Here is a 20,553-nt window from a genome sequence, read left to right on the forward strand (position 1 = left end):
CAAGAAATGCTATAATGACAACATTATATCATTAGGCGGTCCATCGGCGGACTTTTAAGGAGGACATCATGTCTAAGTCTATTTCCATCTTCGATACGACACTTCGCGACGGCACACAAGGCGAAGGAATCAGCTTTTCGGCAGACGACAAGATCAAAATCGCCATGAAGCTGGATGCTCTTGGTGTCCATTATATAGAGGGCGGCATTCCGGGAAGCAACAGCAAGGACATTGAATTTTTCAAAAGAGTGAAGGATCTCGGCCTGAACGCCAAGATTACTGCTTTCGGCAGTACACGGCGCAAGGAATCCGTGGCAGCTCACGATGCCAATCTGAAGTGCATTCTTGAATCCGGAGCTCAGGCTGCTACACTGGTCGGGAAATCGTGGGACTTCCATGTGCATACTGCCCTGCAGACGACACTGGAGGAAAATCTGTCGATGATCTTTGATTCCATCTCGTTTCTGAAATCCAGCGGTCTTGAAGTCATCTTTGATGCAGAGCATTTCTTTGACGGCTATAAGAACAACCCCGAATATGCGGTATCCGTGCTCTCCAAGGCGCGCGAAGCCGGAGCGGACTGGCTGGTCATGTGTGATACGAACGGAGGCACACTGCCTCACGAAATTCACGGAATCGTCACTGCGCTGAATGGACATCTGCCTCAGGCGCCGCTGGGAATTCATACACACAATGACTGCGAACTGGCGGTCGCCAATACGTTAAGCGCTGTACAAGCCGGGGTCACTCATGTGCAGGGGACGATGAACGGATATGGCGAACGCTGCGGAAATGCCAATCTGTGCTCGATTATCCCGAATCTTCAGGTAAAGCTGGGATACGAAGTCATCGGCGAGAACAACATCCGGAACCTGACGAACACTGCACGTTATATTAGTGAGATCGCCAATGTGAATATGCCCGTTAACCAGCCTTATGTCGGCAATGCTGCATTCGCGCATAAGGGCGGCATCCATGTGTCAGCTATCCTGCGGGATTCCCGGACGTATGAACATATTGAACCGGAGAAAGTTGGCAACAAGCAGCGGATCCTGGTTTCGGAGCTGGCGGGACAGAGCAACATCGTGTCCAAAGCTCAGGATATGGGCCTGCAGTTCGATCCTAGCAGTCAACAGGCGAAAACCGTGATCGGCAAGATCAAGGATCTGGAGCATCAAGGATACCAATTTGAAGGCGCTGACGCCTCTTTGGAGCTGCTGCTGCGCGAAGCCAACGGAGAGGTTCACGAGCTGTTCACCTTTGAATCTTTCAAAATGCTGGTCGAGAAAACAGCCGGCAGACCGGTCGTCTCCGAAGCATTCGTCAAAATCAATGTCGGCGGCCAGAGCATCTACACGGCTGGTGAAGGCAATGGTCCTGTCAATGCGCTGGATAACGCACTTCGAAAAGCGCTGCTGCAGTATTTCCCTTCTCTCGAAGACATGCATTTATCGGACTACAAGGTTCGGGTGCTGGATGACAAGGAAACAACAGCCGCTCGTGTGCGAGTATTGATCGAATCCAAGAATGCCGTTCATTCCTGGAACACCGTCGGCGTCTCCGGCAATGTGATCGAGGCGAGCTGGGAGGCACTGGTTGACAGTATGCGTTATGCACTTCTGGGTCAAATATCACCGGAATGGATTGAACATGATCAACAGCCGCGTCAAGGCATTATAAACCACTAAATCGATGTTATAAAGAGCATGATCCAGTTCCTGCAGCGGAACAGATCATGCTCTTTTCTGTAAATTTCACTCCGGTCTTCAGGATGAAATCAGCCGCTTTATCTTTTTCTCGAATTCCTTCGGCTCCGGCATTCCCAGGATAATGTCTGTAATGACACCGTTACGGTCAATAAACACATTCGTGGGAAACACCTGTCCCTTGAACACCTTTTCGAATATTTCTCCCTTACGGTCAAACATCAGCGGATAATTCAGGTTGAATTCTTCTGCAAAAGCGCGCGCCTTCTTCTCTGTATCGTATTTGGTCACATTGATGCCGTAAATATCGAGGTCTTCCCCATATTTATTCGCCAGCATGATCAGTTCCGGAGCTTCCTGCTTGCAGGGTTCGCACCAGGACGCCCAAAAGTTAATCAACAGCGCTTTATCTCGGATTCCTCCGCCGGTGTATGTTTTACCGTCCAACCCTTCCGCTGTAAAATCAGGAGAAAGCAGTCCAGCTTTAGCGCCGGTCTCAGTAGGCAGTGGTTTATCTGTCTTGAACACCGCCTGAATATCGTCTCCTGCTTGCTGGTATATGACAGCTGCCGCAGCCACAATAATAACAATCAGAATGATCAAATTTCGCTTCATGGTTTTTTTCCTTTACTAGGTGGACTTGGTATAGTCCCTATTGTACCCTGAACTGTACAGCTTTCAAACCAAATGGATACCAACTTTCTCAGGAGGCCGACACATGGTTCACAAAAAAGACGAATTCCACAACGTTCAACCTCTAAAGCTTACGAGAGAAGCCTATAAAGAGCTGGCGCACCATACCGAAATCTGTCTGCCCTTTGAAGCCTGCGGCATTCTTGTCGGAAGCTCTCCAGACAAGCTGGACCGCTTCATCCCGGTGACCAATGTTTCCCAAAATCCGCTCCACCACTTTAGCCTCCATCCGGCTGAATGGACTTCGCTCCTGCTTGGCGGAATGCCTGTCCAGGGACTTTATCATAGCCATCCATCGTCACCACCCGTGCCTTCTTCTGAAGACCTGAATCAACTGGGCTCCTTTGCCGGTCTCTTCACATCCTATCTGATTGCAGGCATAAAAGCCCCGGCATCTGTCCAACAACATGGTCAGAAACCGGAGCTTACGCTTACGAGCTATTGGATACGAGAGAATACCAGCACTTCCCCTGCATCATATCAATCACATCCATCAGGCTTCACCTGGTCCCTTGAGGAAACCCGGCTGGTACTGCATGAATCATGAATGAGCATTCAAGCGCCTTGATTACATTTTACTTAAGAAAGCATAAAGGTCACCAAGTGTCTCGGCATACCCCTCCCGCTGCGCCACCTCAATATAAGAGGTCCACAGCCGTGCTGTCATCATCGCATCCTTCAGAGCATTGTGCCTGCCTTCAACGGGTATTCCACTGTGATAGAGCAGTTCATCCAGTGAGTATCCGGGAAGATCAGGAAACATATGCTGAGCCAGCATCATAGTATCCAACAGCCTGTGTGTCAGCCGCACCTTGGACGTTTTCCATAACGCTGCATTCAAAAATGCCTTATCATGTCCTGCCGCATGCGCTACCAGTACTCTTCCTTCTACAAATGCCATAAAGTCATGCAGTCCATCCACAAGCGGCACCGCCGCATCGACCATGGATTGCGTAATCCCTGTCAAATGGGTGATAACCTCGGGGACAGCTGTACCGCTGTTAACAATGACATCAAATTTCTCTTCCTGTACGATGCTTGTACCCTGTGTCCGAACCGCTCCGAAAGACAGGATTTGATCTCCATGCTGATGAGAAAAGCCGGTAGTTTCCAGATCAAACACGACCGTTTCCAGTTCGTCTAGCGGGGTGCCAAGCACTTCAGGTCTCCGCTGATCCCTCATCTGAGACCGAATAAACGCGATTTGTTGAGCAGAAGGGTTCCCCCTCATGGATGCTACCGCCGAATTAATATCACCCACGCGCAAGGACTTCCAGAACCCGGTTCCCGTCTGCCTTGGATCTCTCACAATCCTTTCCTTTCAAAAGAACGCAGTTCCCGCTGAAGTGATCGATGGATTCGACGTACCACTCCTAACGTATTTCTCAGATCATAGTGAATTTTTTTATCTTTCAGCTGTTCTCTAGTCATATAACCACTGCTGCTGATAAACCCGTCTTTCATCTCCATAGGGGTTTCACTGCGCAGTCTCAATGCAACTTTAAACGCATCCTGCACGCTTTCCAGCAGCAGACTGCCTCCCTCCAATAAAATAATCTGATCCATTCTCCGACGTGTCGAGGTTTCCACAATGCCACGCTGTAAAGCCAGCGTTCGGATGCTGTTTACGAGAGGAATGTATACTCCGTATTTCACATCAAATCCGCCTGCATGCTCTCCAAATCGCTCAGTCACAATTCGCCCCATCACATTCAATGTGGCTTTATGGCGTACCGTGTTGCGGAGCAGTGCAGGAACCAGATCATTATTGTGCAGCACACAGCGCTGTAAATGTTCAGACCAGGCATCAGACAGTTCCTGGCTCCCTGCAATATGTCTCATGTCGGAAGCAATAATAAAATATCTGGTCGGTTCCCAGGAATACGTGGAACTCCATCCTGTCAGCTGTGCCTGCCAGTCGGACAGTTTTTTGTTCCACATCGGCTCAGAACACATCACTTTGCCGCTGCATTTGGGATACCCTGCCGTAACTAGCAGTTCCGAAAGCCTGGTGCCAAATGTTTCAAAATAGTTAATTCCTTCGTCATCCAGTTCATCACCAATAATCAGTCCATTATCCTGGTCACTATATAATGTAGCTTCCTGCCGGCCGCTGCTGCCAAAAGCAACAAAGGCATAACGGGCAGGAGGCTGGCCGAAGCCAGCCTCTTCCATACCCTGTTCACAGATGGTCACTGCGCGTTTCCCAATTTCATCATGCATCCGGTTAACCCATCCGCTCCACTGCTCCACATCATGTTCAGCCTGGAGTTCCAGAAGTTCATTCTGTCCTGCAATGCGTGCTTCTCTTAGTTCCTGAGCGGATTGACATTTGGAAAAGTGCTTGAAATCAAGCTGCGGTTCATCCAGTTTCAGAGGTTTCATGCACACCCCTCCTTGTGACGTTCAAGCATTGGTTCTATGCAGATGGACCATTGCCAGGCGGCACTGATTTTGAAGCGCTGCGGGATCCTGTCATTCTAGCTTCAGATTCCGTGATCAGCTTCATTTGCTCAGGATAACCGTAGCTGCCATGCTCACTGATATCCAGACCCATCAATTCCTGCTCCTCCGTAACACGAAGTCCGATTGTCATTTTGATCGCGCCGAGAATGATGATCGAAAGAACGGCTACGAATACGAAGGTACCGGCTACACCAAGGAACTGTATACCAAGCTGTTTGAATCCGCCGCCGTACAGCAGTCCCGGATTACCAACCCCTGTAATTTCAACCAGACGAGGTGAAGCGAAAATACCATTGGACAACGTTCCCCAGATCCCGGCTATACCATGGACAGAGAATGCATAGATCGGATCATCAATACCTTTACGCTCAAACCATTGTGCGGTGAAAAATGTGATTGTACCTGCAACCGCACCGATAACAATGGCAGCCCAAGGTTCAACAAAAGCACAAGAACCTGTGATTGCTACGAACGCTGCCAGAACACCGTTCAGCATGCTAGGAATATCAGCCTTTCCGAACACCATCCAGGAAGCAATCAGAGCGGCCAGCGCACCGGCTGCTGCAGCAATATTCGTGTTCATTGCAACAAATCCGAAGAAACCGTCCATCAGTGCGGAAAGCGTACTTCCCGGGTTAAAACCGAACCATCCGAGCCAGATAATCATAACACCCAGTATGGAAAAAATCTGGTTATGACCTGGAATACCGTTAGGCTTGCCATCTTTGTTATACTTGCCAAGACGAGGCTTCAGCATAATTGTAGCTACAAGCGCTGCGGTTGCTCCTGTTAAGTGAACGACCGTCGATCCGGCAAAGTCCTGCTTGCCCAAGCCTCCCAGCCAGCCGCCGCCCCACACCCAGTGTGCAACGATCGGATAAATAACGACTGTGAAAAGTATACCGAATATGACATAAACACTCAGTTTCGCACGTTCTGCCATACCACCGCAGGCAATCGCCAGAGACACGGCAGCAAATGATAGATGGAATAAGAACATCACTGTCAGTGGAATATCAAGTCCAGCGAAGGCTTCAAAGGACGGCAGCATATCATCACCGCTTAGAAAGAATCCTTCAAGACCGAAGAAGCTGTTTCCGTTACCGAAGGCTAAACCAAAACCTAATGCCCAGAAGGACACGATACTGATTCCAAATGTCAGCACCGTTTTACCTGCGACATGACCTGCATTCTTCATTCGCACAGATCCGGCTTCAAGCAGTGCAAATCCTGCCTGCATAAAAATGACGAGCAGTGCAGCCAGGAAGACGAACACCGCATTAAGTCCGGATTGCAGCTGCGCATTGGTAGCCGCCTCATCCGCAAATGCACTTACCGGGAAAGCAAGCATCATACCTGCTGCTAACAATGAACCAACCCATCCCTTTTTCATGAATCCCACTCCTCTTTGTGTTAGCTTTCCTTACATAATTTAAATGTTAATGTATTATAAACACAGAGCGTTTGAATTGGCAATGGGTTATTTTCAAAAAGACGAAAAAATCCATGTTATATGTAAGATAATATAACACATCACGTGTTATTTAGGATTTTATTATCTTTTATCTTCTATAAATGCGCTTCAAAGCGATACATTTTCACTTTTATCTATTTCCATAAAAAAGCATGACGTTTGACTGTATGGTTCGCCATCATGTATCATATTTCTATACAATGAATATAATCAAACAGGCCTGCGAGGTGATAAAACGTGGGAGAAATAAGTTTGCCCAACCAGTTGTTTAGAATCGGCGAATTGGCCAAGGCCGCAGGAATCAGTGAAAGAACAATCGATTATTACACCAAGCTCGGTTTAATCACTCCGGAGAAGCGAACATTGAAGAATTATCGGTTGTACAGCACTGAAACCTTGACGACACTGGAACGTATTAATCAGATGAAACAAGAGAAATATACCCTCGAAGAGATTAAAGATCGGCTTGAGCGCTGGAAATCAGTAGCTGAAGATCCTGAGGTTACGGATAAACTGTCCCAGCTGGAGATACAGATTCAGAGGCTGGAACGTGAGGTTAATGAGATAAGCCCGCTTCTTGAAGGCCTGAAGCCTAATCAAGCGAGAGCAGCTTTAACCAACATCCTGCCAAAAGGTGCGGCCTGCATCGAATCGCTGCAAATTCTCTTGAGTCACTTCACACCCCCCATGTAATTACTCTAACTCATCGTACTGGAGGTATGATCAATGTATTTTGATGGTATGTTTATTCTTATCATTATCGCTTTTATTTTCTCCATGTGGGCTCAGTTCCGTGTCAAGGGCACCTTCAATAAATGGGCCAAGGTCGAGAATTATAGAGGGATTACAGGATATGAAGCAGCCCGGCAGATGCTGGATAACAACGGTCTGCAGGATGTTCCGATTGAACCGGTACCTGGCGCCCTGTCCGATCATTATGATCCGATCAAACGTGTCGTTCGTCTCTCCGAGCCTGTATACTACGAGCGGTCCATTTCAGCCGTCTCTGTTGCCTGCCACGAGGTTGGCCATGCCATCCAGCACAAAGTCAGCTATCCGATGCTGGTCGCCCGTCACAAGATGTTTCCGGTCGTTAACTTCGCTTCCGGTATCGCACCTTTCCTCTTGATCGCCGGAATTCTATTCAGTGCTATGAACCTCGTTGGACTAGGGATTATTTTCTTCTCCTGTGCGGTTGCTTTTCAGCTGGTTACCCTGCCTGTCGAATTTAACGCAAGCAGCCGGGCCCGCGAACTGATGGTATCGGAAGGTTTCATTAGTAACGACGAAGAGCGCGGTGTTGCCAAAGTGCTGAACGCAGCTGCCTTGACGTATGTTGCCGCTGCACTCCTCTCCCTGCTGGAACTGCTCCGTTATATCATGATCTTCACCAACCGTGAATAACGCAGCAATAACCATAATGAACGTAAAACATAAAAACATGGCAGTGTCCTGGGAATGATCCCGACACCGCCATGTTTTTATTTATGTCTATGGCCGCCTGCTTTGGCAGACAATGATTAACCTTCGTAATTACTCTACGGGATTACTTTCCGAATTCGGAAGCAATCCGAAATACTCCATCAAAAAGCTTCGGAATGCCTGTGCAACCGGCGGAAGCTTATCATCCATACGATGAATCAAACCAATGGAACGAGTAACCTTAGGCTCAGAGATACGCACTCTTGCCGGTTGAAGAGGATTCGTCTGAAAGAGCGCCATTTCGGGCAGCAGACTGACTCCCATACCCGCAGCTACCAACCCGCGAATTGTATCTGTTTCTTCACCTTCAAAAGCGATCTTAGGCGTAAATCCGGCCTCTAGACAAGCATGCCATACAATCGGGCGCAGAGAATACCCTTTGCTGAACAATATAAACCGCTCATCCTTAAGCTGCTCCAGCTTGATTTCCTCTTCTTCAGCCAATGGATGATTCGGCGGCAAAATGGCGAACAGCTCCTCCGTCAGCATGACATCTCCCTGGATATGATCATGCCGATCCGGAAAAGGCGAAACAAAGGCGAGATCACACTCTGCCGCAATGACATCTCGAATCAAAGTTGGATACATCCCCTGTTTAAATCTGAATTTAACATTCGGGTACTTTTTGCGGAACTCCGCCACAATGGTGGGAATCAGATGAATACCCAGGCTGTGTGGAAATCCGATCCGGATCTCTCCCTGTTCGGGATCCAGAAACTCATGAATCTCCGCAACGGCCCGGTCAAGATCCTTCATAATGCCTTCTACTCGTTTACAAAAGAGCTGGCCAACAGGGGTAAGCTGAAGGTTTCTCCCCTTTTGCATAAACAGGTTGACACCCAATTCTTCCTCCAACTGATGAATCTGCCGGCTGACTGCGGACTGGGCCACATGCAGCTCCTCTGCCGCCTGAGTGACGTGTTCCTTCTGCGCAACCTTGACAAAGTATTGCAACTGTCTTAATTCCACGCTTATATTCGCTCCATTCTGCATTCCAATAACCTATGCTTAATTACTGATGTGTATCCTATCGTTTCATTACATTCTAGAACTCTTAAACAAACGTACCATCAGACCGTAAATGAAAAATCCGCCGATGGCTCCGCCAAGGTGGGCCATCCATCCGATCGATGGTAGAAATGAGAACACAGCACCCATAATCAGCAGGGTGTACAGCATCTTCCGGGAAGCTTCATCCATTTTATCTCTTTGTAACATTGCGATATACAGCAGACCGCCATACACTCCGTAAATGGCTCCTGAAGCACCAACAAGCCAATGCGGAATGCTTGATGATTGCGCATAGTACGACACACTGAGCACGTTCCCCAGCAATCCACTCCCCAGATAAAGTACTAAGTACCTGAAGCTGCCCATAATCCGCTCCAGCGGAGGTGTAAGGACGAGCAGAGCGAAGCTGTTAAAGAACAAATGCTCAAAACCGTTATGAAGAAACATCGAGGCAAAATAACGCCAGCCGTCGCTCTTATACGGATCCAAGCTATAAAGGGCTCCATACCTCAACATCGTTTCAACGTTCGTTGAACCCCCGTCAAAGCTCACAATCAAAAACAATACAAAGTTCGCCAGCAGCAGCAAAGATGTTGCCGGGTAAAACCGCAGATAGCTTTTCCAATTTTCATAACGTACAAATATCATGACACCCTCCTTACAATATCGCAGCTGCAGATCGCGGGTGGACATCCTCAATTTAAAAAGATTATAATGTACCATGAAACCAATCACCAAACTAAGATATTCCAAGGAGGAGATTACACATGGCTCAAGAACGTACTGAAGCCGCAACATTTAAAGGCAACCCTATCACTCTGATCGGACCCCAGCTCCAAACCGGAGACAGTGCACCAGACTTTACTGTCAGCAAGAACCTGCTGGAAGAAGTCAGCCTGAAGGATTATGCCGGCAAAATCAAACTCATCAGCGTCGTTCCATCCCTGGATACCGGTGTGTGCGATGCACAAACTCGTCGCTTCAATCAAGAAGCAGCTGGTCTTGGTGAAGATGTCGTCATCCTTACGATCAGTGTAGACCTTCCATTCGCTCAAGCCCGCTGGTGCGGCGCAGCAGGTGTGGATCAAGTCGTGACGCTTTCTGATTACAAAACCCGCTCGTTCGGTGAAGCTTATGGCGTACTGATCAAGGAATTCCAGCTTGATATGCGCTCTATTTTTGTGATTGATCAAAACGATAAGATCGCTTATGTCGAATATCTTTCGGAAATGACCGAACACCCGAACTATGAAGCTGCGATCGAGGCAGTTAAAGCGCTTCGTTAATCATTTCCGCTCAGCTACATATCTCATCACAGTTGTAAAAGCGGGAGATCATATCTCCCGCTTTTACTTGTTCATCAGGCGTCGGTTCTATGCTTGGAAAGCTTTTTATCGAGAATGGCGAATAAATGCAGGATCACCCGGTAATTGGCGCCCAAGTCACCCAGTGAACCTCGGGATGCAGAGTACATATCCACCGCGGAACGCACCGGATTGATTCCAAGGACCGATACTGTAATGTCCAGTGTCCGTCCAAGCGAGGTTTTCTTCTCCAGAATAATTTCCCCCACAGAGGGTACCTCATGCAGTACTTTATAACCCGGAATTTTTTTTAGAGTTGAGGATACTTCTTCGAAGCATTTTTCTTTAGAAAGGTTATAATATCTCGTTTTTAGTTTCGGGTCTTTAGCACGGTCGCTTGTGCCGTCATAACTGCGCACGATACCCGTTAGAACTCGTTTGAATGACAAAGACCGTTCCTCCTTTATAAATGACCGTTCCCTTTTCACTATCTAGTTTAACATTGTTTAGCTTTCCAGCAAACCTTTATTGCTATGTTAACAGCGCTCTTTTATGAGATTGTGAGAAACAGTAAAAAGCGCCCCTTACCCTCGATTAAATCGAAGAAAGAGACGCCTGAAACATAAGTATGAAAAGCTCCCGCCTATGCCGTCCGGTAACATTGTCTTCGAACCTGCATTAGCAGGTGGGTGATCGCAAAACCGCTTTTGAATTCCCCTTGTCATATAGACAGGGCTTTTCAGCTGCGATTCGATGTTGATCTCCCAAGACATCGTCATTGGTTCAAAACAACGTAAATACCGAAACGTACATCGCAGGATGTAAAATTATTATAGGGCTTTTTATCGAAAAAGTAAACCTATGATTTACGGGATTTATTGCCGTCCTCATCCGATTTTACATGATCCATACTCTCCAGGATCGCTTGTTCGGCTGATTCCTCTTCTTCCATCTGTTTCATACGCTCTGCCTGTTCCTGCATTTTCAAGTACGTACCGTAGAAATTGAAAAATGCAAACAGCGCCATGAGGCAGAACAGAAAGAAAACGAACAGCACTGGCATTTTCGTTCCGACAAATACCAAGACAGCGCTTCCGGCGAGTGTTGAAAATACACGGAAAGGCCGAATCAATGTCAGTAGAACCGCATTTTTCAACAGCTGCCGGGTCTTCATCTCATAATGAACCGCCATTGAGAAAAAGTTAAACATCGAAACAAACAAGACAAGCAGCAGTACGAGCATAACAATGCCTACAATTTGAAACCCGTCACCCATCTGGGTCATGTAGACCGTATAATCAACATACATGATGACAAACAACAGCGTGTACACAAAACCGCCAATCATAGCTTGCTTGTAATTCTCTCTGTACCCTCTAAAGAACGTTTTGAAGACCGGAACATCCGGATCTCCCATGACCCACTTACGTACCACAGTAAACATGGCCGCTGTAGCCGGAAACAATACAAACGGCGCCAAAATACCCATAATCCAGTTGGCCAGGATCTGCTCATTGACAGCATCAGGAACCTGTACCATCATCAAAAATTTAGTCACCAGAAAGAATAAAAATGGTAAAGAACACAGCACCCACAATATATTCGTAAATGCGATGCGGGTAATCCATTCAGTTAACTTGTATAAGCCACCCATGGCTCCTTTCATTTCCAAAACAATTTCCTCCTCACTCATCTCATGCCTGTATCTACTAATATACCTTATTTGGTACTCCGGTGACCAGAGCCTAAATTAAAGCTTACCGGGCTTTTATCCAATCTTGAGAATATCAGACGACATATGATAAAACTGTAAACCACAACTAAACCTCTAACAAAAGGAGTTGAACCTTCATGTCCTGTGTATCTGGCGGCTACGCTTACGGTTCTACTGTGGGTATGATTTTGGTCCTCTTTATTCTTCTCGTTATAATCACCCGTGCCTTCTACATCTAAGTAATCCAGACAAAAAAAGACGGAGCCGAACGCCGATAGGCGGGGGCTCCGTCTTTTTATAACTCACGCAGTAGTATTAGCCGTTAAATGAATCGTCACTGCTGCGGCTTGGTCTGCGGTCACTGCTGCTGTTGTTGTACGTACGCGGTTTGCGATCGCCTGATCCGCTGCGGTCACGGTTGTATCCGCCGCTGTCACGGTTGGAGCTGCCTCCATCACGGCTGTATCCGCCCTTGGAGTACCCGCCGCTACGATTGCCGCCTTGACCTTGACGGTCACGGTTGTACCCGCCGCTTTGGCTGCGTCCACCATAGCCGCCGCTAGGTTTGCGTCCGTTGCTGCGGATGTCCGGCTTCCGGCGCTTCACGCGGATTGGATCTTCCGGCGTAAGATGCACGTCAGCTTCTTTCTTATCGTCTCCAGTCAACAATTTCATCGCGGCAGCCAGAAGCTGTACGGAATCATATTGTTCCAGAAGCTGGATAGCCAAACCTTTGTACTCGTTCAGTTCTCCATTCTCCACCATTTCAAGTACGCGCTCAGCCGTTACACGCTGCTTGCCTTCAATGGCTTCTGCCATCGTTGGAAGCGGCTTGCGCGGGATGCGATGACGCGTTACACGCTCGATAAAGTGAAGGTGATCCATCTCACGAGGAGTTACGAAAGACCATGCTGTTCCTTCTTTACCGGCACGACCTGTACGGCCGATACGGTGTACATAACTTTCCGGATCCTGTGGAAGGTCAAAGTTTACAACATGAGATACGCCCGATACGTCCAGACCACGGGCTGCAACGTCAGTAGCAACCAGGACATCAATGCTGCCATCACGGAATTTGCGCATAACGGTATCACGCTGATGCTGTGACAGGTCACCATGAAGGCCGTCAGCGGAATATCCGCGTTTCTGCAGGGCTTCTGCCAGCTCATCTACACGGCGCTTTGTGCGTCCGAATACGATGGCCAGATCTGGAGATTCCATGTCAATCAGGCGGCTCAGAGCTTCAAACTTCTGGCGCTCCGGCACTTCAATGTAAGCCTGGTCGATCAGAGGTGCACTTACGTGCTTAGGAATAACCGAAACATGTTCCGGCTCTTTAAGGAATTGTTGAGCAAGCTTATGAATGTTAGGAGGCATTGTGGCAGAGAACAGCATGGTTTGACGCTGCTCCGGAACCAGCTTCAGGATGGACTGAATGTCATCCATGAAGCCCATATCCAGCATTTCATCTGCTTCATCCAGCACGACAGTCTGTACATCATCAAGACGAATGGTTTTACGGTTGATGTGGTCAAGAAGTCGGCCTGGTGTACCGATAATAATCTGAGGCTTCTTCTTCAAAGCGCGGATCTGACGGCCAATATCCTGTCCACCGTAGATCGGCAGACTGCGGATTCCCTTGAAACGGGACAACTTCCCGATTTCTTCAGCAACCTGAATAGCCAGCTCGCGGGTTGGTGTCATAACCAGTGCTACGATGCGTTCTTCCTCACGAGGAATTTTGGAGATCAGCGGCAGGCCGAAAGCTGCAGTTTTACCTGTACCTGTCTGCGCTTGTCCAATCATATCCTTACCAGCTATTGCGATCGGAATTGCTTGAGACTGAATCGGAGTGGCTTCTTCAAAGCCAAGCTCGGTGATTGCCTGAAGCACTCGTGGCTCCAGACCAAAATCTGTAAATGTTTTCAATAGGTTCATACTCCTTCTATCTAGTGGACATCCCACATTCTTCTCTGTATTCTTAAGTAGCGGTGACGTTTATAGGCTTTCCCGGCCTGCAGGATTTTCTGCATGAGGGTGGACCGTTAATTATTGTTGCCGAAGTCCAAGGTCGGCTAATGTATAATCATCCTGTTTAGCTTGCAAAGTTATCATTGTAACGAACTACTCAAGAATATCCAATACATTATATCACACATGCATTAAGGAATACCAGCAGGCACCTTTAAGTCATACTAATAACCGAGGTGAAAATGGTGTTAAAAGTCATCTGGAGATCCATTGCCATAATCATTGGAGCCATTGTCATCGCCTGCGGCTTCAATCTGTTTCTGATCCCCCATCACCTGCTTAGCGGCGGTGTATCCGGGGTTGCCATGTTAATCGGCTATTTTTCTCCGTTCAACATCAGCGTCATGTATTTTGTTATCAATATCCCGATTCTGGTTGCCGGATGGATCAAGCTGGGGCGGCGGTTTGTCGGTTACAGTATGCTGTCCGTCATTGTTGTAACCATCCTGCTTGAATATATACCTGTAGAGGCAGTCGCATCCGACATGCTGCTGTCGTCGGTTTTCGGAGGATTGCTGGTCGGGTTTGGAGGTGGACTATCCTTCCGCGTAGGAGGATCTACAGGAGGATTCGATGTCATTGGCTCCATTGTAACCCGTCATCGTGATTTCCCGGTCGGTACCGTGCTCGTCGCCATGAATACAGTGGTCATTCTCGCGGTCGCTTATCTGGAAAACGACTGGAACCTGGCACTCGCCTCCATGCTCTCTATGTATGTCACCGGTCGTGTCATCGATTTCGTTCACATTAATCATATCAAGGTCACTGTTTTTATAGTGACAGACCGGACGGAAGAGCTGCTTGCCAAACTGCTCATAAGACCCCGCGGTGTCACGAGGATTAAAACCCAGGGTGCCTTCAGCCACAAAGAGAAGGATATGCTGATGACTGTAACTACACGTTATGAATTGGCTGAACTGAGGATGATTATTAAAGAAACCGATCCCCAAGCCTTCGTTAATATTGTAGAAACCGTCGGTGTGATGGGGCAATTCCGCAGAGGCTGATTTTTTTTTATAAAAGGAAAAGACTTTATGAATGTGGTATAATATCTGTGCGCGGTTCCTACAATATTGTTAAGCTGCTCCAACAAGCTTCCAGCTCCACTTGCTTTTCCGTTTTACTGCGAACGTCCTGCCTAGCCTCATCAAAAAGGAAGGAAAGGGTGATTTTTGTGGAAATGGAAACGGTGAAACTGTCAGAAATCGTCATGAAATGGTTTCCGGACATGCTGCCATTCTTCAGGCAAAACGAGCTCAATTTCAAAATCGTCCTTCGGGACGGGCTCAGTATACTTGAAGAAGATGATGCTATGGAGATCATTCAGTACAGTATTTGTGAAAATCAGAACCAAGCACTTCTTCATTAAAATCTTTACCGGAATCCACCCGGATCCGGAGCACGCCGTGCCGTTCTCTCCACTGGGGAGAACGGCACTTTTATTTTCTATAATCTGTTTTAATATCCATGTTTTACTTGAAAGGCGTTTGAATGACTTACGTTTCGTTTAAAAAGACTAGGTATCATGCGATCACTTTGTTGGATGACAGTTCAGTTGTTAATTGTAACCATCCTGTTCTTTTTGTCGTCCAAGGTTTCGTTATAATACATTTATCATGTGTGCGAAAACACAAGGGAGAGAGGTCATTATGAACATCATCTTGGCATTACTAATCTGGACATCTGGAGGCATGGGCCTTTACGCCCAGCCCAATGGTGAAGTCACAAGCGTACTGCACACTTCTGTCAGTACAGTAACTAGCTCCGAGACAAATGTGGTGAAAGCGGATCCTCAGAAAGACGAAGCACCGGTAGTCAAAGGAATTTATGTTACAGCTTACAGCGCCGGAGGATCACGTATGGATGAGCTTGTAAAGCTTATGAATGATACAGAGCTGAACGCGATGGTCATCGACGTAAAAGACGATGAAGGATACATAACGTATAAAACAGACAATCCCAAGCTGCAGGAGCTGGGCAAGCCCCAGCCGTTTATCCGGGATATAAACCAACTGATGAAACGGCTGGATAAGCATGAGATTTATCCGATAGCCCGTGTCGTTGTGTTTAAGGATACGATCCTGGCCAAGAAAAAGCCGGAGTTGTCTTTTGTTAAGAGTGACGGCTCTGTCTGGGCGAATGGCAGCGGAGACATGTTTGTTAACCCGTATCAGAAGGAAGTATGGGATTACAATATCGAGATCGCCAAAGAAGCAGCCAAACTGGGCTTCAAGGAGATCCAGTTTGACTATGTCCGTTTTCCGGAAGGCTTCGAAAAACGGGCTGATTCTCTTAAATATACGAAGGACGACCGTTCCCGGGTAGACATCGTTGCCGAATTTGTAAAATATGCGCGCAAGGAACTGGAGCCTCTGGGCATCCGCGTGTCGGTGGATATTTTCGGATATGCCGCTTCCGTTCCGGCTGCAGAGGGGATCGGCCAGGATTTTGTGAAAATTTCCAAGCATGTGGATGTGATCAGCCCTATGGTATATCCAAGCCATTACACCACAGGATGGTTTGGTTCCAAAGTACCTGATAAAGCCCCTTACCAGACCATCAAAGGCTCTATGGAAGACACACATAAAAAACTGGATCCACTAGGCTCTTACAAACCGATTATCCGTCCCTGGATTCAGGACTTCACGGCAAGCTGGCTCGGCAGCGGCAATTACGCCAAATACGGCAAAAAAGAAGTTGAAGAGCAGATTCGTGCACTTAAAGAAATGGATGTCCATGAATATTTGCTCTGGAATGCCTCTAACCGTTACACTAAAGGAGTACAGTATAAGTAAGCCGCTATCATGCATACTTAACATGAAGGCCCGGCCAAAGCAGCCGGGTCTTCAATTTGACAGAAAAGGCCTGTAAAAAATGAATCCAACACATACTTATGCGCAAAAATTCAAGCAGTTCCTCGTGATACTGCTCCCCATCCTGATCACGCAGCTGGCATTGTCAGCCATGTCCTTCTTTGATTCCAACATGTCGGGTAAATTCAGCTCTGCACACCTTGCCGGTGTCGCTATTGCCACAAGCCTCTGGATTCCGGTTCAGACTGGACTCAGCGGAATTCTGATGGCGGTCACCCCCATTGTCTCCCAACTGATGGGCGCCCGGCAGGAACAGAAAGTGACATTTCACGTCGTTCAGGCTGTCTGGTTTTCAATTGTGCTAGCTCTCGGCGTGCTCATTCTCGGATTTGTGAGCGTCCCGCTCATTTTAAACAGCATGAGTCTGGAACCCACAGTCCGTAACGTAGCTCAAGGATATTTGCTGTCTATTTCTGCAGGTATTGTTCCATTATTTGCTTATACTGTTCTACGCAGCTTTATTGATGCTCTGGGACAAACCCGAATATCGATGGCTGTTACGTTGATCTCCCTGCCGGTCAATGTTGCACTTAATGCCTTATTCATTTATGGTTTGGGCAGTTTCCCCAAACTCGGTGGAATCGGTGCAGGTGTGGCATCTGCCATTACGTATTGGGTTGTTTTTCTGATCACATTATTTATCATTCACTTTGTGCACCCTTTCTCGGACTTTCAGCTGCTTCGGCAGCTGCGAGGCATATCCATGGGTGCCTGGAAGGAATTGTCGAAGATCGGAATACCGATCGGGTTTTCCATCTTTTTTGAAACGGCGGTGTTTGCTGCCGTAACCTTGTTGATGAGCAGCTATGATACCACCACAATTGCTGCTCATCAGGCAGCCCTGAACTTTGCTACGACCCTGTATATGCTGCCGCTGAGCATTTGCATGAGCCTCACGATTATCATCGGATATGAAGCCGGTTCTAGCCGAATGAAAGACGCCAGAGCTTACGCCAAGCTGGGCATCAGTTTTGCTGTACTGCTCTCACTCATAACAGCCGTCATTCTGCTGATGGCAGGAAAACAAGTGGCTGGTTTATATTCCAATGAACCTGTCGTTGTAGAACTGACCTCTCATTTCCTTATATTTGCTATATTTTTTCAAATTTCAGATGCGATCGCAACACCGACTCAAGGTGCGCTTCGCGGTTATAAGGATGTCAATGTCGCTTTTATGCTGGCCTTCCTCTCCTATTGGGTGATCGGTCTGCCTGTCGGATATATACTTGCTGTGTTCACAGCTTGGGGAGCTTTTGGATACTGGATCGGCCTGATTACCGGTTTAGCTGTTGGTGCACTGCTGCTGATGCTGAGACTTCTCAAAGTTCAGCGAAAATATGCGGCAGCGGAACATATGAAGTTGTCCTAGATCAAAATCAACGATACTTGGCAAGTCAAAAAGCCCTGTTGTGCAGCATTCACCGCACAACAGGGCTTGTTTCATTTCCACTTCACTTCATACCTTCAGCTTTCCTGACCGGTTTCGATAACATAAGCGGTCCCGGAAACCATCCGTTTTTTCTCCAGCATGGTTACTTCCTGAATGTCGGGCATCGCAAGAAAGTGACGCTCTACATGCTCGTCAACCGCTTTGAAAGCCCCCTCTTCATTCTCGGCTGCTGTAATGACAACCAGATTCCCCTGATCACAGGTCACTTCCATCCGATATAAATACATTCCGTTCACCTCATATATTATTGGGACAAGCGAAGTGCCAGCTCGTACATATCCATATCGAAATCTTTTTTGGTGTTTACGACTTTATCAATATCGGTCAATACCAGCTCACCGTTAATGATGCCGCATCCTTTGTCCGACTGACCCTCAATCAGACTGCGTACTGCGAAATCACCGAGACGGCTCGCGAGATTGCGGTCGAACGGAGTCGGCGTACCGCCGCGCTGGATATGACCCAGCACCGTAACCCGTGCATCAATGGATGCATGACGTTCTTTCAGACCCTGAGCCACGTCTTCACCGCGTCCCACCCCTTCAGCGACGATGACAATACTGTGGCGCTTGCCTTTATCGAAGTTCTCCTTCATACGGTCAGCGATCTCATCCATATTGTAGGGAACTTCCGGTACCAGAATGGTTTCTGCTCCCGAAGCCAGGCCTGCGTGCAGGGCAATGTCTCCACAGTGGCGTCCCATGACCTCTACAACAGAAGAACGGGCGTGAGAGGACATGGTATCACGCAGCTTGTTCACCGCATCAACGACAACGCTCACGGCTGTATTGAAACCGATCGTATAATCGGTAAATGAGATGTCATTGTCGATAGTCCCGGGAAGTCCCATTGTTTTGATGCCCAGCTTGCTCAATTTATTGGCACCTTGATAGGAGCCGTCTCCGCCAATGACAACCAGGCCATCAATACCGTGTTGATTCAGAATATCGGCCCCCTTTTGCTGACCTTCTGGAGTCATAAACTCCGGACAGCGGGCCGATTGAAGGATGGTTCCTCCACGCTGAATAATGTCTCCTACGCTCCGCAGATCCATTTGGTTGATTTCATTATTCAACAAACCTTGATATCCGCGCTGAATTCCATATACCTCCAGACCGTAAAACAGTCCGCTTCGTACTACAGAACGCAGTGCAGCGTTCATACCTTGGGAATCGCCTCCGCTGGTAAGCACAGCGATTTTTTTAACTTCTGCCATGTCGAATTCCTCCTCAATTGGTCAATCATTTTTATGCTTGCGAATCCACCGGCTGTTCATCAGAAAGAAAATACGGGTCATCGGACTTCTTTTCATCAGCCGTTTGGACACGGTGCGAACTAACTCCTGCTCGCTGACTTTAGGATCGGATAAATATAAAGCCAGAAGTCCTTCAATAATCATGCGATGGAATTCCGTTGAAGGAATGGCCGCCACATCTTTTCGTGCCCATTCAACAATGGAAGTCAGACGGTCCAGCATCGTTTCGGCGTCTTCATAATAGTTACAAAAATTCAGATCGCCTCCCGCTTTATCCTCGTCCTGATCAATCAGATAATCCAGCATAATGTGGAGACTGCATACATTGGGGAAGTAAGACGCATGAATAGCAGACGCATCCTGGTCATCCAGGAATGGATCTGAGGCTGCCAGAAACAACATGAACATACCCAGTGTCGAGCCTGTTGCAGCTGCAAATTCATTCCATCTCAAATGAGGTGTCCGATGTGCATGAAGCGACCACCATTCCAGCAAGGCGGATTCCCGAAGGTCGGGATGGATATGCTTATGCACCTGCAGGTCTGTATACAGAGAAACCAGATCTTTTATGTAAGGCTGTGCTGGATCGTATCCCTGAAGCTGTCCAATGCAGTTCCGGCAGGTCATAACCAGACGGACAAGATAACCGCCGTCTTCCTTCTGTGAGCGGTAAGCATAATAATCTTCAAGTTCTTTATCCGGGATCACTGCATCCAGCATGGATTGGTGCAGCTGCCTGAAGTCCTTCGGATCCAATGATGTACTGCGGTCACACAGGTTATCCAAATAATCACTGATAGTCTGAAAAGCGACGATCAGTGGGATCAGTACATGTTTTTCCGGCAGGTTCGCAGCTGCGTACACCGCTCCGCCCTGACAATGAAACCTTTTAGTATCAATGCTCGCAAGCGCCTGATTTCGAAGTTCCTCATCGGGTATTTGTTCGGCGTCCCGCCGCCATTGATCCAGCTCGGCTGCCACTTCTGGGAGAATGTATTTATATACCCTACTCATGAGACCGACAGGACCTCGCGGAACTTTACGGCTTAGCTCTTGATTATTCAATGAACTCTGCCTCCACATGGTTGTCTTTT

Annotated in this window: 22 protein-coding genes and 1 other RNA gene; 10 read left to right on the top strand and 13 right to left on the bottom strand. The window is 47.7% G+C overall.

Annotated features, from left to right (window positions below):
- Window positions 1-68: 68 nt before the first annotated feature.
- A complete protein-coding gene (gene cimA, locus HII30_RS06155; protein WP_169504154.1) occupies window positions 69-1,688 on the top strand; it encodes a citramalate synthase in 1,620 nt (539 codons plus the stop codon).
- 78 nt (window positions 1,689-1,766) lie between these two features.
- Here cimA and HII30_RS06160 read toward each other — a convergent pair whose 3' ends face one another.
- Complete coding sequence (locus HII30_RS06160; RefSeq protein WP_169504155.1) at window positions 1,767-2,321, bottom strand: TlpA disulfide reductase family protein; 555 nt, start codon at window positions 2,319-2,321, stop codon at window positions 1,767-1,769.
- Window positions 2,322-2,424: 103 nt separating this feature from the next.
- Here HII30_RS06160 and HII30_RS06165 point away from each other — a divergent pair, with 103 nt between their 5' ends.
- Window positions 2,425-2,946 carry a M67 family metallopeptidase gene (locus HII30_RS06165; RefSeq protein ID WP_169504156.1) on the top strand — a complete coding sequence of 174 codons (522 nt, stop codon included), beginning with the start codon at window positions 2,425-2,427 and terminating at the stop codon, window positions 2,944-2,946.
- A gap of 21 nt (window positions 2,947-2,967) precedes the next feature.
- Here HII30_RS06165 and HII30_RS06170 read toward each other — a convergent pair whose 3' ends face one another.
- The 3 genes from HII30_RS06170 to HII30_RS06180 are packed head-to-tail and all read right to left on the bottom strand — an operon-like array spanning window position 2,968 to window position 6,258.
- Window positions 2,968-3,708, bottom strand: coding sequence for an exonuclease domain-containing protein (locus HII30_RS06170; RefSeq protein ID WP_169504157.1), 741 nt, complete (start codon window positions 3,706-3,708; stop codon window positions 2,968-2,970).
- Complete coding sequence (locus HII30_RS06175; protein ID WP_169504158.1) at window positions 3,705-4,784, bottom strand: DUF294 nucleotidyltransferase-like domain-containing protein; 1,080 nt, start codon at window positions 4,782-4,784, stop codon at window positions 3,705-3,707. Before HII30_RS06175 ends, HII30_RS06170 begins: the two co-directional genes overlap by 4 nt.
- A 34-nt stretch (window positions 4,785-4,818) precedes the next feature.
- On the bottom strand, window positions 4,819-6,258 hold the full coding sequence (locus tag HII30_RS06180; RefSeq protein WP_169504159.1) for an ammonium transporter: 1,440 nt from the start codon (window positions 6,256-6,258) through the stop codon (window positions 4,819-4,821).
- Window positions 6,259-6,591: 333 nt separating this feature from the next.
- On the opposite strand from HII30_RS06180, the gene HII30_RS06185 reads away from it, so the two are divergent.
- Together HII30_RS06185 and HII30_RS06190 are read left to right on the top strand one after the other, a co-directional pair.
- Window positions 6,592-7,032 carry a MerR family transcriptional regulator gene (locus tag HII30_RS06185; RefSeq protein WP_246246155.1) on the top strand — a complete coding sequence of 147 codons (441 nt, stop codon included), beginning with the start codon at window positions 6,592-6,594 and terminating at the stop codon, window positions 7,030-7,032.
- Window positions 7,033-7,065: 33 nt separating this feature from the next.
- Window positions 7,066-7,743 (top strand): zinc metallopeptidase, encoded by a 678-nt coding sequence (locus HII30_RS06190; RefSeq protein WP_169504160.1) that lies wholly within the window; start codon window positions 7,066-7,068, stop codon window positions 7,741-7,743.
- A gap of 129 nt (window positions 7,744-7,872) precedes the next feature.
- On the opposite strand, the gene gltC is transcribed toward HII30_RS06190, so the two are convergent.
- Together gltC and HII30_RS06200 are read right to left on the bottom strand one after the other, a co-directional pair.
- Window positions 7,873-8,790, bottom strand: coding sequence for a glutamate biosynthesis transcriptional regulator GltC (gene gltC, locus HII30_RS06195; protein WP_169504161.1), 918 nt, complete (start codon window positions 8,788-8,790; stop codon window positions 7,873-7,875).
- A gap of 69 nt (window positions 8,791-8,859) precedes the next feature.
- Complete coding sequence (locus HII30_RS06200; RefSeq protein ID WP_169504162.1) at window positions 8,860-9,480, bottom strand: rhomboid family intramembrane serine protease; 621 nt, start codon at window positions 9,478-9,480, stop codon at window positions 8,860-8,862.
- A 119-nt stretch (window positions 9,481-9,599) separates the two neighbouring features.
- Between HII30_RS06200 and tpx the strand changes: the two genes are divergently transcribed.
- Window positions 9,600-10,118, top strand: a complete 519-nt coding sequence (tpx, locus tag HII30_RS06205; protein WP_169504163.1) for a thiol peroxidase — start codon at window positions 9,600-9,602, stop codon at window positions 10,116-10,118.
- 74 nt (window positions 10,119-10,192) lie between these two features.
- Here tpx and HII30_RS06210 read toward each other — a convergent pair whose 3' ends face one another.
- The 3 genes from HII30_RS06210 to HII30_RS06220 all read right to left on the bottom strand — a co-directional run bounded on the left by HII30_RS06210 (window position 10,193) and on the right by HII30_RS06220 (window position 11,808).
- Window positions 10,193-10,585 (bottom strand): DUF1499 domain-containing protein, encoded by a 393-nt coding sequence (locus HII30_RS06210; RefSeq protein WP_169504164.1) that lies wholly within the window; start codon window positions 10,583-10,585, stop codon window positions 10,193-10,195.
- Window positions 10,586-10,768: 183 nt separating this feature from the next.
- A non-coding RNA gene (gene ssrS, locus HII30_RS06215) (6S RNA) lies at window positions 10,769-10,960 on the bottom strand.
- 35 nt (window positions 10,961-10,995) lie between these two features.
- Window positions 10,996-11,808, bottom strand: a complete 813-nt coding sequence (locus tag HII30_RS06220; RefSeq protein WP_169504165.1) for a YesL family protein — start codon at window positions 11,806-11,808, stop codon at window positions 10,996-10,998.
- A gap of 179 nt (window positions 11,809-11,987) precedes the next feature.
- Between HII30_RS06220 and HII30_RS06225 the strand changes: the two genes are divergently transcribed.
- On the top strand, window positions 11,988-12,089 hold the full coding sequence (locus HII30_RS06225; protein ID WP_169504166.1) for a YjcZ family sporulation protein: 102 nt from the start codon (window positions 11,988-11,990) through the stop codon (window positions 12,087-12,089).
- A 76-nt stretch (window positions 12,090-12,165) separates the two neighbouring features.
- On the opposite strand, the gene cshA is transcribed toward HII30_RS06225, so the two are convergent.
- Entirely contained in the window at window positions 12,166-13,779 is a 1,614-nt protein-coding gene (gene cshA / locus HII30_RS06230) for a degradosome RNA helicase CshA (RefSeq protein WP_169504167.1), read from the bottom strand.
- 284 nt (window positions 13,780-14,063) lie between these two features.
- On the opposite strand from cshA, the gene HII30_RS06235 reads away from it, so the two are divergent.
- From HII30_RS06235 to HII30_RS06250, 4 genes are all read left to right on the top strand, one after another.
- Window positions 14,064-14,888: a YitT family protein gene (locus HII30_RS06235; RefSeq protein ID WP_211184464.1), complete on the top strand. Its 825-nt coding sequence runs from the start codon at window positions 14,064-14,066 to the stop codon at window positions 14,886-14,888.
- Between the two features lie 173 nt (window positions 14,889-15,061).
- On the top strand, window positions 15,062-15,250 hold the full coding sequence (locus HII30_RS06240) for a forkhead box protein (RefSeq protein ID WP_211184455.1): 189 nt from the start codon (window positions 15,062-15,064) through the stop codon (window positions 15,248-15,250).
- 280 nt (window positions 15,251-15,530) lie between these two features.
- Entirely contained in the window at window positions 15,531-16,676 is a 1,146-nt protein-coding gene (locus HII30_RS06245; RefSeq protein WP_169504168.1) for a putative glycoside hydrolase, read from the top strand.
- A 79-nt stretch (window positions 16,677-16,755) separates the two neighbouring features.
- The gene (locus tag HII30_RS06250) at window positions 16,756-18,123 is read left to right on the top strand and encodes an MATE family efflux transporter (protein ID WP_169504169.1); all 1,368 of its coding nucleotides are present in this window, start codon (window positions 16,756-16,758) and stop codon (window positions 18,121-18,123) included.
- 95 nt (window positions 18,124-18,218) lie between these two features.
- Here HII30_RS06250 and HII30_RS06255 read toward each other — a convergent pair whose 3' ends face one another.
- From HII30_RS06255 to HII30_RS06265, 3 genes are read right to left on the bottom strand one after another with little or no spacing between them, the layout of a single operon-like run.
- Complete coding sequence (locus HII30_RS06255) at window positions 18,219-18,431, bottom strand: DUF3906 family protein (protein ID WP_169504170.1); 213 nt, start codon at window positions 18,429-18,431, stop codon at window positions 18,219-18,221.
- Between the two features lie 17 nt (window positions 18,432-18,448).
- Window positions 18,449-19,420 carry a 6-phosphofructokinase gene (gene pfkA / locus HII30_RS06260; RefSeq protein ID WP_169504171.1) on the bottom strand — a complete coding sequence of 324 codons (972 nt, stop codon included), beginning with the start codon at window positions 19,418-19,420 and terminating at the stop codon, window positions 18,449-18,451.
- Between the two features lie 21 nt (window positions 19,421-19,441).
- Window positions 19,442-20,524, bottom strand: coding sequence for a tetraprenyl-beta-curcumene synthase family protein (locus HII30_RS06265; RefSeq protein WP_169504172.1), 1,083 nt, complete (start codon window positions 20,522-20,524; stop codon window positions 19,442-19,444).
- Window positions 20,525-20,553 lie beyond the last annotated feature (29 nt).

Origin of the sequence: Paenibacillus lemnae (assembly GCF_012933385.1) — a bacterium.
Classification (GTDB): domain Bacteria; phylum Bacillota; class Bacilli; order Paenibacillales; family Paenibacillaceae; genus Paenibacillus_AQ; species Paenibacillus_AQ lemnae.

Excerpts from the sequence above, each read along its gene's own strand:
- pfkA (WP_169504171.1), bottom strand. The coding sequence starts at position 19,420 with ATGGCAGAAGTTAAAAAAATCGCTGTGCTTACCAGCGGAGGCGATTCC.
- HII30_RS06250 (WP_169504169.1), top strand. The coding sequence starts at position 16,756 with ATGAATCCAACACATACTTATGCGCAAAAATTCAAGCAGTTCCTCGTG.
- cimA (WP_169504154.1), top strand. The coding sequence starts at position 69 with ATGTCTAAGTCTATTTCCATCTTCGATACGACACTTCGCGACGGCACA.
- HII30_RS06240 (WP_211184455.1), top strand. The coding sequence starts at position 15,062 with ATGGAAACGGTGAAACTGTCAGAAATCGTCATGAAATGGTTTCCGGAC.
- HII30_RS06190 (WP_169504160.1), top strand. The coding sequence starts at position 7,066 with ATGTATTTTGATGGTATGTTTATTCTTATCATTATCGCTTTTATTTTC.
- HII30_RS06175 (WP_169504158.1), bottom strand. The coding sequence starts at position 4,784 with ATGAAACCTCTGAAACTGGATGAACCGCAGCTTGATTTCAAGCACTTT.
- HII30_RS06245 (WP_169504168.1), top strand. The coding sequence starts at position 15,531 with ATGAACATCATCTTGGCATTACTAATCTGGACATCTGGAGGCATGGGC.
- HII30_RS06255 (WP_169504170.1), bottom strand. The coding sequence starts at position 18,431 with ATGTATTTATATCGGATGGAAGTGACCTGTGATCAGGGGAATCTGGTT.
- HII30_RS06200 (WP_169504162.1), bottom strand. The coding sequence starts at position 9,480 with ATGATATTTGTACGTTATGAAAATTGGAAAAGCTATCTGCGGTTTTAC.
- HII30_RS06165 (WP_169504156.1), top strand. The coding sequence starts at position 2,425 with ATGGTTCACAAAAAAGACGAATTCCACAACGTTCAACCTCTAAAGCTT.
- tpx (WP_169504163.1), top strand. The coding sequence starts at position 9,600 with ATGGCTCAAGAACGTACTGAAGCCGCAACATTTAAAGGCAACCCTATC.
- HII30_RS06235 (WP_211184464.1), top strand. The coding sequence starts at position 14,064 with ATGGTGTTAAAAGTCATCTGGAGATCCATTGCCATAATCATTGGAGCC.
- HII30_RS06225 (WP_169504166.1), top strand. The coding sequence starts at position 11,988 with ATGTCCTGTGTATCTGGCGGCTACGCTTACGGTTCTACTGTGGGTATG.
- HII30_RS06180 (WP_169504159.1), bottom strand. The coding sequence starts at position 6,258 with ATGAAAAAGGGATGGGTTGGTTCATTGTTAGCAGCAGGTATGATGCTT.
- HII30_RS06160 (WP_169504155.1), bottom strand. The coding sequence starts at position 2,321 with ATGAAGCGAAATTTGATCATTCTGATTGTTATTATTGTGGCTGCGGCA.